This window comes from Kribbella sp. NPDC023972, from assembly GCF_040639075.1.
Lineage (GTDB): Bacteria > Actinomycetota > Actinomycetes > Propionibacteriales > Kribbellaceae > Kribbella.
Map to the genome: position 1 here is coordinate 728,693 of NZ_JBEZZH010000001.1, position 11,565 is coordinate 740,257.

The window sequence follows — 11,565 nt, forward strand, 5'->3', positions numbered from 1 at the left end:
CCTGGCGGTACCGCCCGACCTCCGAACCCCCGTGGGGCACCTCCGAGGAGCCCCCGGACCGCTCCGGCCTGCCAGCCGACGATGTGAGCGATCGCTCAGCCGCAGGCGGTAGCGCTCACCCTCCGCAACGGTGGGACGATGAAGCCATGGCTGACAACTTCCTGTCGGCCGGTACCCAGGACGACGACGAACTGCCGTCGCCGTACGGGACCGGACCGAAGAGCCGGACAACCGAGGAGCGCCGCCGCTCGGATTACGGCGACGACACCTGGCGGGACCGGCCCAACGGTCTCGGTCTCGACCCGTCGCCATCGTTGCCGAACGCCCCCAGGGCTTACGAACGCGGCCCGGTGCCCCAGCAGCCGTACGTCCCGAAGCCGCCGTACCTGCCGGGACCGCCACCCCCGCCCGCACAGCAACCACAGCAGCGATACGGCGACCTGCCGCGGCCACAGCAGCCGCCGTACGGCGAACAGCAGCGGCCTGAGTACTACGGCGAACCTGGACGCGAGCCCGGCCGTGGTGAGGCCGGACGCGAAGTCGGTCGAGGTGAGCCTGGTCGAGGTGAGCCCGGACGCGAGGCTGGTCGCGGTGAGCCTGGTCGTGGTGAAGCGGGACGTGGTGAGCCCGGTCGTGCCGAGGTTGGGCGTGGTGAGCAGGCACGTGCTGAGGAGTCGCCCTTCGGGCCGGCGCCGTACCAGGAGCAGAGCCCGTTCCGACCACAGCAACCGCAGCAAACGCCGGTAGGCCCGCCGCCGCAGCAGCAGGGCCGGCCGAGCCCGTTCGGTCCGGGCAGCAACGGCGTACCGCCGAACCGTCAGCCGCAAGCACTTAGTGCACCACAGCAACGTCCGCCCGCGCCTCCACAGGCCGGCAACAACGGTCTGACCCAGCACGCGCCGGCCCCGCGCAGCTCGAACGGGACCAGCAACGCCAACTGGAGCGGACCTGCCCCCGCACCTGCGCCCGGTCAGAACAACGGCGTGACTCCGCAGCAGCCACCGAGCCAGCCGCCGACACCTCCGCAGGCACCCGCGCAGCCGCAGAGCCAGCAGCCGCAGCAGCCACCGAACCCACGGCCCGCGTCGGCTCCTGCGAGCCCACCACAAGGCAACTACGGCGTGGACGCACCGACGATCACGGCGTACCTGCCGGAGATGCTGGAGGGCAACCACGCGCAGGAGTCCGAAAGCCAGTCGGACAAGGGCTACCCGTCCGACCCGAGTGCGGAGTACGAGAGCAACACCTCGGTGAGCGAAGAACCCAAGCGGATCGGCGCGCGGCGACGCGCGGACGTCCAGCAGGACGCGCCGAGCCAGGTGCCGAACGAGCACACCGGATCGCACCGCGCTCGCCGGGCGCAGGCCGCCGCAGCGCAAGCCGCCGCAGCGCAGGCCGAGGCGAGCAGCTCCTCCCCCGCGCCGGTCACTGCTCAGGTTCCTGCCGAAGATTCAGCAGCCGGCGTGTCCCAGGGCTCGGCGCTCTCGGCCGCGGGTCCTGCCGAGGGCAGCAAGCGGCCACGCCGCTACCGCATCCACCACCTCCGCGACATGAAGAACCGTGGCGAGAAGTGGGCGATGCTGACGGCGTACGACCAGTACACCGCCGAGATCTTCGACCAGGCCGGCATCCCGGTGCTGCTGGTCGGCGACTCCGCCGCGAACAACGTCTTCGGCTACGAGACGACCCTGCGCGTCACCGTCGACGAGCTGATGCCGTTGGCCCGCGCGGTCGCCGGTGCGGTCGAGCGGGCGCTGGTCGTCGCGGACCTGCCGTTCGGTTCGTACCAGGCGTCCCCAGAGCAGGCGTTCCACACCGCCGTACGGTTCATGAAGGAAGCGGGCGTGCACGCGGTCAAGCTCGAGGGTGGCCGGACCGTCGTACCGATGGTGGAGAAACTGACCCAGTCCGGCATCCCGGTGATGGCGCACATCGGCTTCACACCGCAAAGTGAGCACAGCATCGGCGGCTACCGGGTCCAGGGTCGTGGCGACCAGGCGGCCGGGCTGATCGACGACGCGATCGCGCTGGCCGACGCGGGCGCGTTCTCCGTCGTCCTCGAGATGGTGCCGGGCGACGTCGCCGCCGAGATCACCAAGCGGGTCACGATCCCGACCATCGGCATCGGCGCGGGCCGGGACACCGACGCGCAGGTACTCGTCTGGCAGGACATGGCCGGCATGCGATCAGGAACGATGCCCCGCTTCGTGAAGCAGTACGCCGACCTCCGCGGCATCCTCACGTCCGCGGCCACAACGTATGCGGCCGAGGTCGCCTCCGGAGCGTTCCCGGCGGACGAGCACACCTTCTAGCTAGGGCCGTTGGCGTGGGTCATCGTGGCGTACTCTCCGTCTGCTCTCCCGCTGCGTCTGAGCCATAGCCGTCGGCCAGCGGCCCCGTAGTTGTCAAGGGTGGGCAGGCCGCTCGGTCTGCGTTCGTTCGGGGGCGGTCGGAGAGCTTGAGCCAGACGACGCCGACGATAATCACCGTGAGCCAGAAGGCCTTGACCGGGGTGAGGGTCTCGCCGAAGAAGACAGGGCCGAGCAGTGCGGCTCCGATGGCGCCGATGCCGGCCCAGACGGCGTAGCCGATGCCTACGTCGATGGTGCGGAGGGCGAGGCTCAGGGCGAAGAGCGTCAGAAGGAAGAAGACGACCGCGACGAGCGACCAGGAGAGCACAGTGAAGCCTTGGCTGCCTCCCACGGAGAGGGCGTAGCCGACTTCGAAGGCTCCGGCGAGGAGGAGGACGAGCCATGCTCGTGCTCGGTCGCTCCGGGCGGTGACGTTCCTGTCGGTGGTGGCGGTATCGCTGGACATGTGAGTTCCTTCCTCGTGAACGATTTCGGCAAGGTGGCGTGGTGCGGGGTTGGCGTCCTGAGGGATCACACTGCTCCGCTGAGCTGGAGGCCGACGACTCCAGCGATGACGGCGGCGATGCCGAGGAGCTTGTGCCAGTCGAGACGTTGGCCGAAGAGGAGGGCGCCGAGGACGACGATCCCGACACCGGCGACGGAGGTCCAGATTGCGTAGCCGACGCCGACCTCGAAGGTCAGAAGCGCCAGGCTCAGGAGGTAGGTGGCGATGCCACCGCTGACCAGTGTGGCAGTGGTCCAGGCAGGTCGGGTGAAGCCCTGGGCCTTGCCGGCGGAGATGGCGACGGTGATCTCAAAGACGACGGCAATGCCGAGGTAGAGCCAGTGCATGGCGGGTGTCCTTTGTCGAGGTGGAGTTACGGGCGGTGGTGAGGTCGGAGCGTTGCGGGTCGGGCGTGGGCCATCAGGTCCTCGAGCCGGGTCAGGTCCGCGGTCATGCGGCAGACGCTTCGTGCAGGGCTCGGCGGATCACGCCTTCGGCGGCGACGCCTTCGATGCGTCGGGCGCCGATGATGATCGTGGGTACGACGGTGATGTCCATCCGCGCCGACTCGGCGAGCGCCTGCCGGTGTCGCTCGGCGTACTCCTGATCGTCGAGGGCTGCGGCGTAGGCGGCCGGGTCGAGTCCCGCCTCCTCAGCCAGGCGGGCCAGGATCACGCGGTCCCCGATGTCGAGGTTCTCGCGGAAGAACGCCGTCATGACGCGACGGTGGTAGACATCGGCGCGTCTCTGCTCCAAGGCGTACTGGGCGCCACGGAAGGCCAGCTCGGTGTATGGCTGCGGCGAGATGGTCGGCAACCCCATCGGCACCTCGTGGCGGCGTGCCATCGGGTACACGGCACGCTGCCAGATGTCAGGTAGGTACGGGTCCTCCGGTCGAAGAGTGGGCGCCGGATGGGGACGAAGCTCGTGAGCGTGGTGGACGACCTCGACATCGGGACGGTCGGTGATCGCGCGCTCGATCACCTCGTCGGCGATCAGGCAGAACGGGCAGACGTAGTCCGACCACACATGGATCTGAGCAGTCATGGCGCCTCCGGTTCCACAAGGCACCCCTGGTGGGTGCGGCCCCTGGATCGTGGAACTTCACACCGGTGTCAACTGCAAGAATGGGAGCCAGCGGTCAGCCTCAGGAGGTCTCTGTCATGCGCATCGGTGAGCTGGCGGACGCCAGTGGCGTCAGCACCCGGTCCCTGCGGTACTACGAGGAGCACGGGCTCATCCGCTCCGAGCGCACCCCTGGCGGGTGGCGCGACTTCGACAGCTCCATGGTCGAGCGGGTCGTCATGATCCAGCACCTGTTCGCTGCCGGCCTGCGCAGCGCCACCATCAACGAACTGCTCCCATGCCTGGAGGCCCCACCCGAGGAGCGCACAGGCGTCATGGAGCAGTTGCTCGCCCAGGAAGTTGAGCGTCTCGAAGCCAAGAGACGCGACATCGATCGCGAGCTCGACACCCTGCAGGCGCTACGGATGGAAAGGGCCCTGGTCGGCGAAGTCCCCCGCAACAGCTAGATCCACGGAAGGGCGGACCGTTCGGTCCAGTACTCGTCGGGCTGCTGCACGAACTCGTCGAGCGGTCCGTCGACGCGATACGCGAGGTTGCTCTCGAGTTGCTCGGCCGTGCTCGCCCCGCTGAGTACGACGTCGGCCCACGGCTGGGCAACGGCGGCCCCGATCGCGAGCGCATCGGGCGCGATGCCGTGCCGACGAGCGAACACGTTGAATGGCGTCTCGCCGGCCTTCGCGGTCAAGCGTCCGTTGGCGACGGCTTCCTTGACCACGACGAACCAACCCGCGTCGTGCGCCTCCTGCAGCGCCGCGCCGGCGGAGGTCTCCAGCACGTTCCAGGTCGACTGCACGGCGGTGAACGGTCCGTTCAGTTGCAGGGCCTGACGCAGGGTCTCGGCCTGGTGTGGTCCGCTTGTCGACAATCCGACGCGTACGCCGTCGTCCGCCAGTTCACGGAGACGATCCAGCAGCTTCGCGTCGCCGAGCGCGGGACTGTCCGAGGTGAGACTGTGCACCAGGTAGAAGTCGGGAGCTCCGCCAAGCGCTTGAAGGGTCTCGGGCCACTGCCGTTCGAACGTCGCCAGCGAGTGGTCCTTCACCTCATGCGTGTCCGCGTCGTGCCGCCAGTCGGCGACGTACGTGTAACCCCACTTGGACCCGATGGTGAGTTCGTCGCGTCGCTCCGGCGTCAGCCACTCACCGAGGAACACCTCGGCAAGACCGTACGAACGCGCGGCGTCGAAGTACCGAACACCGCCTTGCCAGGCCCGCTCGAGAAGCTCATGTGTCCGCGCTCTCAGATCCTCGATCGCGCGGCCCGGCGGCAGATCCCGGTCGTGTCCGAGGTTGATGTATCCGGGCCGTCCGAGTGCCGCCAGTCCCAAGCCGATCGTTGCCGTCATACTTCGATGCTCCCACCCGGTGTCACCGGCAACTACTGTGAGACGCGCCGCATCACCCGACGCCGATTGCCCTTCCTCGTCTAGCGTTTTGTGGTGTGAGCGATCCTCGTCTGCCCCCACCTGGCACCGTCGTCCGACGTACGACGGCCCGCGTCCTGCCGGTCCGACCGGACGGCAAGGTGCTGTTGCTGCACGGCTGGGATCCGCTGAAGCCACAGACGCCGTACTGGTTCACCATCGGCGGCGGCGTGGAAGCCGGCGAGACAGTCGCGGAAGCGGCCAGCCGGGAGCTGCGGGAAGAGGTCGGCATCCACCTGCCGATGGAGGCGCTCGGTACGCCGGTGGCGACGAACACGATCGAGTTCGAGTGGGGCGGGTGCCCGATCATCCAGCACCAGACGTTCTTCGCGGTCGGGGTGGACGGCGTCGACGTGACGTTCGCGAACCAGGAGCAGCTCGAGCTGGAGACGATCAGCGCCCACGGCTGGTGGTACGCCGACGACCTCGAGGCGACCGGCCAGGCCGCCCACATCACCATCCCCGGCCTGCTCCGCCAAGCCGCCGACGCCATCACCCTGCGCCGCGCGTCCTGACCACCGCCATGGCGTCCTGAGCACCCGGCTCAGCGGCTGCGGGCCTCCTTGAGGACCTTCTTCTTGATCTTCTTGTCGACGATGTAGTGCACGCGATCGAGCCGCTCCGCGCAGCCGGCATCAGCCAGCCGCTTGAGGACCACCGGGCACTTCTTGCACCTCGGCTTGTCCTTGCAGCATTTCTTCTTCGCCTTCATCGACGGCACGCTGCGAGTGTAGGTGAGGCAAACCTAAGCGTCCAGCTGACGCAGCAGTCACCGTGTCGCACATCACTGCCGCCGTCCGGTCAGGATCGCAGCTGCGCGGTGAGTACGTCGCGCGCCTCCACCAGCGATGGCCCGTACCAGGTTAGATGCCGGCCGGACACACACTTGGCCGGTCGCACAAATGCCTCCGGCCCATCGTCCGGTGAAAACGGAAAAGGCTCATCCGGCAGTACGACGAGATCGTGATCGGGTAACGCCTCGACGTCGATCCGCGGATAGCGTTCACCGGAATCGCTCAGCACGTTGTCGATCCCGATCCGCGCCAACACATCACCCGCGAACGTGTCGCGACCCAATGCCATCCACGGCCTGCGCCAGATCGGTACGACAGCCGGCCGGCGCTTTCCGATGTACGGCGTACTCCACTCGACGCGCGCTTCTTCCAACCAAGCCGGAACCTCTCCGGTGATCGCGGACAGCATCCGCTCGAGTGAGTCGAGTGATTCATCGACGGTGGTCGGCGAGGTGGTCCAGACCGCGATTCCCAGTGTCCGCAACACGTCGAGATCGACGGCCCGATTCTCTTCGGCGTTCGCGACGACGACATCGGGTTCGAGGCTGCGGATGAGATCGAGATCAGGATTCTTCGTACCTCGCACACGCGTCACGTCGAGCTCTCGCGGATGCGTGCACCAATCCGTCGCGCCGACCAGCAAGTGCACGTGCGTCGTGGCGATCGACTCCGTCAACGAGGGCACGATGCTGACCACACGACGTACGTCCGCAGGCAACGTCACGACGTTGCCGAGGTCGTCGGCATGCTCTGTCATCACGCGTTCCCGAGGTCGTCTCGAGCGCTCTTCATCGGTCCTCATCAGGTCTCGGTCGCAGGCCGTTGCCGAGGACAACACTCCCCGAAAGCGCGGTTCGACACGAACTTTGTGCGCGTGTCGCCAAGAAATTCTTGAGCCCGTCGGGCATCCTCTTAGCGCGACGGAATCCCTTCTGCACAAGGATTTTCGCCATTTCCGCGCCATCTGGCGGCCAGGACGCCTTAACCTGAAGACGTTTCGGGTGCTTTACGTAGCCACCAAGTGTTGTCATCATCATGACGACGAGGAATCCACCGTGGTTTTCCTCAGCCGCACCAAGGAGGCAGAGTGCCAGCCAAGAAGGCAGCCGCAGGGAAGGCGACAGCCAAAAAGGCTTCTCCCGCCAAGAAGACTGTCGCCAAGAAGGCCAGCGCGGCGAAGACGACGACCGCACGCAAGGTCAGCGCAGCGAAGAAGACAGTGACGAAGAAGGTGAGTGCGGCAAAGAAGGCGCCAGTGAAGAGCAGCGCCGCCAAGGCGCCCGCCAAGAAGACCGCAGCGAAGAAGACAACTGCTGCGAAGAAGACCGCCGCCGCAAAGAAGACGACGGCGAAGAAGACGGTCGCGAAGAAGGCTCCGGCCAAGCGGGCGACCGCCAAGAAGACCGTCGCGAAGAAGGCGCCGGCGAAGCGGACCACGGCGGCGGCCAAGAAGACCGCGGCCAAGAAGACGACCACGGCGAAGAAGACGGTCGCCAAGAAGGCGACCGCGACCAAGAAGACCGCCGCCAAGAAGGCGCCGGCGAAGCGGACCGCCGCGAAGAAGGCACCCGCACGCAAGGTCGCAGCCAAGAAGTCTCCGGCCCGCACGGCCCCGGCCCGCAAGACCGCGGCCCGCCGAGTCACCCGCTGAACCGGCGACCCGCCGTCAACCTCGACAAACACACTGAGGGGCACCACCACCGGTGGCGCCCCTCAACCTTGTTCAGCCCCTCCGCCGTCCCCCATCACACCAACCCCGCCCCATCACCCAACAGCTGCTCCGCACCACGCAGTCGCCGCTCGCCGCTCGCCGCTCGTGCAGCCAAGCCACGGACCGGCTGACTCCCGCGCCGCCTGGTCGAGGTCTTCCACCTCACCAAGGCACGCTCCGGCTGACTCTGCGCCGCCGACCGAGGTCTCCTCACCAAGCCACGCACCGGCGTACTCATCCGCTGCCGCCACCCCCAGACAACCCGCGCGGCGACTGACCCCGCAACACCCAGGCGCGATTCCCCACCGCACAACAAACCGCGCAGCGGCTTTGCCGGCGGGTTTCAGTCGTCGTTCCACCTGGGGTCGTTCTCCCAGGCCTCGTTGCGTTCCTGGACTTTTTCGAGGGCGCGGGCGGCTTCTTCCGGTGAGTTGTAGGGACCGAGCCGGTCGCCGGCCTTCTCCCCCTGGTACGGCTCGACCTTGCCGGTCTTCACGTTGTAGTACCACTCGTTGCTGTGATCGTCGCTCATCTGGATGACCGCCTCCCTAGAGTCTTGTCGCAGCTCACTACAATGTTCCCACCATGTCGCCTCTCACTCCCGGCATCATCTCGCCGCGCCGCGAAGTCCCTGCGTCCATCCCGCGTCCCGAATACGTCGGGAAGCCGGCCCCGACGCCGTACGACGGTTCCTACGTCACGGCGCCGGAGATCGTCGACAGAATGCGGGTCGCGAGCAAACTCGCCGCCCAGGCGCTGCAGGCGGTCGGCGCGGCCGCGAAGCCCGGCGTGACCACCGACGAGCTGGACGCGATCGGCCACGAGTACCTGATCGAGCGCGGTGCGTACCCGTCGACCCTCGGCTACCGCGGCTACCCGAAGTCGCTGTGCACCTCGGTCAACGAGGTGATCTGCCACGGCATCCCCGACGACCGCCCGCTCGAGGACGGCGACATCGTCAACGTCGACATCACGGCGTACCTGGACGGTGTACACGGCGACACCAACGCCACCTTCCTCGTCGGCGACGTGGACGAGGAGGTTCGGCTGCTCGTCGAGCGCACCCACGAGGCGCTGAACCGCGGCATCAAGGCGGTCAAGCCAGGCCGCCGGGTCAGCATCATCGGCCGCGTGATCGAGTCCTACGCCAAACGATTCGGGTACGGCGTCGTCCGCGACTTCACCGGCCACGGCATCGCAACGTCGTTCCACTCCGGCCTGATCATCCCGCACTACGACGACGAGCGTTTCGACGACCTGATCGAGCCCGGGATGACGTTCACGATCGAACCGATGCTCACCCTCGGCACCTACGAGTACGACCTCTGGGACGACGGCTGGACCGCCACCACCAAGGACAAGTCCATCACCGCCCAGTTCGAACACACCCTCCTGGTCACCGACACCGGCGCCGAAGTCCTCACCCTCCCGTGACGACCACCCCAGCACGGGCAAGCCGGTTCAATCCTCACCCGCTCGTGACGGCCACCCCAGCACGAGGAAGCCGACGCCGTCCCCACCCTCCCGTGACCATGACGCGATGCGGGCAGGCCGAGTCCGCCGTCTCGCTGCCATGAACATCACGCAGTACGAGCAAGCCCACCTGCAGGGCGTGCTCGCTCTGTGCGAGGCAGAGGACTGGCCGAGCCTCCCGTCCGACCCTGCGCGGGCCCACTCCGTCTTCACCGCCCCCGGCGTCACCACCGTCGTCGCCCTCGACGACGCCCAGGTCGTAGGTTTCGCCTACCTCCAAAGCGACGGCCACATCCAGGCCCACCTGTCGATGATGGCCGTCAGCCGATCCCACCGCCGCCAAGGCATCGGCCAAGCCCTCCTCGAGTACGCCGCTCCCCTCACCGGCGCCCAACGCATAGACCTGGTCACCGACACCGCCGAAGACTTCTACGCCTCCCTCCCCCACCGCCCCCTAAAAGGCTTCCGCCTGCACCTCACCTGAACATCCCCCAACAAGAACCGCCGTCGCGGCGTGACCTCGCCCTCTCCGAATCGCGGCAGGGCTCTGGACGGTCCCGCTGCCGGGCAAGCTTTAGGCGGAGGCGCACTGGGGCTCTGGGCGCTGATCGATGAGACGCACACCCCGCCCGAAGGTGCCCGTCGGCCGGCCTGGGCGTGAAGAACTGGACGGGATGCTCCCCGGTCGTCGCCCGACGGCCCGTAATAGCTGTACGGCAGAAACAGCTGCAGTGCGCTAAACGGCCAAGGCGTGCAGATGTTGTTGCTATTAGCAAGTAGTCAAGTGAGGCGAGGTACCGAACCGGCACTACCAGACGGCCGCACCTCATTCGCGACGGACTCCCGAGTTCCGAGCGTACGACGACAAAGCAGTCCCCCGAACAACTTCTCTCCCCAGCACCCACCGCACGACCACTGCCCACCGCACCGCGGCATCCGCAGCACAACCAAGCCCCACAACTCCGCCGACGTTGCGACGACGACGCGACGGCAGCGATCCGTCCGCGTTCGGGCGGTAGCGCGCAACGAACCACCCAACCGCGACGCAGACGGCTCCAACCTGCTCAGCTGCATCGGCGCGACGTCGGCGTCCAGCAACCCAGGTAGGCGGCAGATCGGGCACCACCACGCACACCTCCGCTTCGCCGCGACACCAACGGCACCAACGCGACCACGGCCACGACCAAACCACCATGCCGCCGCAGCGCGCGACGCCAGGCGACCGCGATCGACCACGGTCGGGGGGGGTAGCGTGCGACGAGCAGGCGGCGGCGCGTACGTCGCAGGCTTCTCGAGCCGCGCGATGCTGGCGAGCCGACTTCGGATGGTGATGAGGATCCTGCGCCGGCATCCGGGCGCGATCAAGCGGTGATTGCTCAGGCGGGCGAGGATAACGCGCTGCGGATCGCGCACCGGAACAGTTTGCGGAGGAGCCGACGTACTCCAGTGCGGATCGGGCTCACCGACATCCGCTGCGCACCCGGCACCGGTAAGTCTCGCTGGCGCGAGGAAACATCGAGGGGACGCCGATCACACTCATCGTCCCGGCACGGCCGATGACGCTCACTGTGGCAGTTTTGCCGTGTCCTCCGCGCTTGGGACGCGCTCCGGGGACTCAGTGTGGAGCGTGGCGACGTCCCACCGATCAAGCCGCGTAGTTCCCCATCGAGCCCAGGGTGGCGCCACACCGGCGACAGTCTCGCTCGGGCTAGACGTCGTCGCTGTCCGGCCCCAAACCGCGAAGCTAGCCGCCTCCTGGTACGTCGCCTCGTTGGCGAGCACCTTGCTGGGGCGTGAGTCCTGCTCGGAAGTCGAGGCATCACCCCAGGGATCCAGGCGTGCAGCAGCGTCCGACGTCGATCGGCGTGGACCGGAGGAGGGTTGCCCAGCGCCGCTGCGAACGCCCGACGCGACACGCGATGTCGGCACATCACCCGCCATCGCGCCGCTCTCCGGCGGCGCACAACCACCCTGCAACGCCGCACCCTCCACGGAAGCATCACCATCAAGTGCCGCGTCCACCTGCTGAGAGTTGGTGCGGTCCGGTCTAACAGCCGCGTCCGGTGCTACAGCAGCGTCCGCCCGCACCACGACACCCGACCGTGCGGATACCTCCGACTGCACTACTACGCCCGGCTGTGTGGGAGCCTCCGCTTGTACGGCGACAACCGGCTGTGCCGCAGCCCCCGACTGCATCGCGACAACCGGGTGTGCCGCAGCCC

At 67.6% G+C, this 11,565-nt stretch carries 14 protein-coding genes; 6 read left to right on the forward strand and 8 right to left on the reverse strand.

Going from position 1 to position 11,565, the window contains the following annotated elements; all coding sequences use genetic code 11:
* Nucleotides 1-95: 95 nt before the first annotated feature.
* Nucleotides 96-827 carry a hypothetical protein gene (locus AB0F43_RS03290; RefSeq protein WP_360469940.1) on the reverse strand — a complete coding sequence of 244 codons (732 nt, stop codon included), beginning with the start codon at nt 825-827 and terminating at the stop codon, nt 96-98.
* 156 nt (nt 828-983) lie between these two features.
* Between AB0F43_RS03290 and panB the strand changes: the two genes are divergently transcribed.
* Nucleotides 984-2,312 (forward strand): 3-methyl-2-oxobutanoate hydroxymethyltransferase, encoded by a 1,329-nt coding sequence (panB, locus tag AB0F43_RS03295; RefSeq protein WP_360469942.1) that lies wholly within the window; start codon nt 984-986, stop codon nt 2,310-2,312.
* Between the two features lie 19 nt (nt 2,313-2,331).
* Here the strand turns inward: panB and AB0F43_RS03300 are convergent, their stop codons facing one another.
* The 3 genes from AB0F43_RS03300 to AB0F43_RS03310 form a co-directional block, all read right to left on the reverse strand.
* Nucleotides 2,332-2,817 (reverse strand): multidrug efflux SMR transporter, encoded by a 486-nt coding sequence (locus tag AB0F43_RS03300; RefSeq protein WP_360469945.1) that lies wholly within the window; start codon nt 2,815-2,817, stop codon nt 2,332-2,334.
* 65 nt (nt 2,818-2,882) lie between these two features.
* Nucleotides 2,883-3,203: a multidrug efflux SMR transporter gene (locus AB0F43_RS03305; RefSeq protein ID WP_360469948.1), complete on the reverse strand. Its 321-nt coding sequence runs from the start codon at nt 3,201-3,203 to the stop codon at nt 2,883-2,885.
* Between the two features lie 103 nt (nt 3,204-3,306).
* On the reverse strand, nt 3,307-3,903 hold the full coding sequence (locus AB0F43_RS03310; RefSeq protein WP_360469950.1) for a DsbA family protein: 597 nt from the start codon (nt 3,901-3,903) through the stop codon (nt 3,307-3,309).
* A gap of 116 nt (nt 3,904-4,019) precedes the next feature.
* Between AB0F43_RS03310 and AB0F43_RS03315 the strand changes: the two genes are divergently transcribed.
* Entirely contained in the window at nt 4,020-4,388 is a 369-nt protein-coding gene (locus AB0F43_RS03315) for a MerR family transcriptional regulator (protein WP_360469952.1), read from the forward strand.
* On the opposite strand, the gene AB0F43_RS03320 is transcribed toward AB0F43_RS03315, so the two are convergent.
* A complete protein-coding gene (locus AB0F43_RS03320; RefSeq protein WP_360469954.1) occupies nt 4,385-5,287 on the reverse strand; it encodes an aldo/keto reductase in 903 nt (300 codons plus the stop codon). The two genes, AB0F43_RS03315 and AB0F43_RS03320, sit on opposite strands and share 4 nt — an antisense overlap.
* A gap of 95 nt (nt 5,288-5,382) precedes the next feature.
* On the opposite strand from AB0F43_RS03320, the gene AB0F43_RS03325 reads away from it, so the two are divergent.
* Entirely contained in the window at nt 5,383-5,880 is a 498-nt protein-coding gene (locus AB0F43_RS03325) for an NUDIX domain-containing protein (protein WP_360469957.1), read from the forward strand.
* A gap of 29 nt (nt 5,881-5,909) precedes the next feature.
* Here AB0F43_RS03325 and AB0F43_RS03330 read toward each other — a convergent pair whose 3' ends face one another.
* Entirely contained in the window at nt 5,910-6,086 is a 177-nt protein-coding gene (locus AB0F43_RS03330) for a hypothetical protein (protein WP_360473080.1), read from the reverse strand.
* Between the two features lie 80 nt (nt 6,087-6,166).
* Entirely contained in the window at nt 6,167-6,916 is a 750-nt protein-coding gene (locus tag AB0F43_RS03335; RefSeq protein WP_360469959.1) for a helical backbone metal receptor, read from the reverse strand.
* Nucleotides 6,917-7,246: 330 nt separating this feature from the next.
* On the opposite strand from AB0F43_RS03335, the gene AB0F43_RS03340 reads away from it, so the two are divergent.
* Nucleotides 7,247-7,810 carry a hypothetical protein gene (locus tag AB0F43_RS03340; RefSeq protein WP_360469962.1) on the forward strand — a complete coding sequence of 188 codons (564 nt, stop codon included), beginning with the start codon at nt 7,247-7,249 and terminating at the stop codon, nt 7,808-7,810.
* Between the two features lie 403 nt (nt 7,811-8,213).
* Here AB0F43_RS03340 and AB0F43_RS03345 read toward each other — a convergent pair whose 3' ends face one another.
* On the reverse strand, nt 8,214-8,402 hold the full coding sequence (locus AB0F43_RS03345) for a hypothetical protein (protein ID WP_360469965.1): 189 nt from the start codon (nt 8,400-8,402) through the stop codon (nt 8,214-8,216).
* A 53-nt stretch (nt 8,403-8,455) separates the two neighbouring features.
* On the opposite strand from AB0F43_RS03345, the gene map reads away from it, so the two are divergent.
* A complete protein-coding gene (gene map, locus AB0F43_RS03350; protein ID WP_360469967.1) occupies nt 8,456-9,304 on the forward strand; it encodes a type I methionyl aminopeptidase in 849 nt (282 codons plus the stop codon).
* Nucleotides 9,305-9,410: 106 nt separating this feature from the next.
* On the forward strand, nt 9,411-9,827 hold the full coding sequence (locus tag AB0F43_RS03355; RefSeq protein WP_360469970.1) for a GNAT family N-acetyltransferase: 417 nt from the start codon (nt 9,411-9,413) through the stop codon (nt 9,825-9,827).
* Nucleotides 9,828-11,565: the final 1,738 nt, after the last annotated feature.

Coding starts and splice junctions, on each gene's coding strand:
- AB0F43_RS03315 (WP_360469952.1), top strand. CDS start 4,020: ATGCGCATCGGTGAGCTGGCGGACGCCAGTGGCGTCAGCACCCGGTCC.
- AB0F43_RS03305 (WP_360469948.1), bottom strand. CDS start 3,203: ATGCACTGGCTCTACCTCGGCATTGCCGTCGTCTTTGAGATCACCGTC.
- AB0F43_RS03345 (WP_360469965.1), bottom strand. CDS start 8,402: ATGAGCGACGATCACAGCAACGAGTGGTACTACAACGTGAAGACCGGC.
- AB0F43_RS03310 (WP_360469950.1), bottom strand. CDS start 3,903: ATGACTGCTCAGATCCATGTGTGGTCGGACTACGTCTGCCCGTTCTGC.
- map (WP_360469967.1), top strand. CDS start 8,456: ATGTCGCCTCTCACTCCCGGCATCATCTCGCCGCGCCGCGAAGTCCCT.
- AB0F43_RS03320 (WP_360469954.1), bottom strand. CDS start 5,287: ATGACGGCAACGATCGGCTTGGGACTGGCGGCACTCGGACGGCCCGGA.
- AB0F43_RS03355 (WP_360469970.1), top strand. CDS start 9,411: ATGCGGGCAGGCCGAGTCCGCCGTCTCGCTGCCATGAACATCACGCAG.
- AB0F43_RS03300 (WP_360469945.1), bottom strand. CDS start 2,817: ATGTCCAGCGATACCGCCACCACCGACAGGAACGTCACCGCCCGGAGC.
- AB0F43_RS03335 (WP_360469959.1), bottom strand. CDS start 6,916: ATGACAGAGCATGCCGACGACCTCGGCAACGTCGTGACGTTGCCTGCG.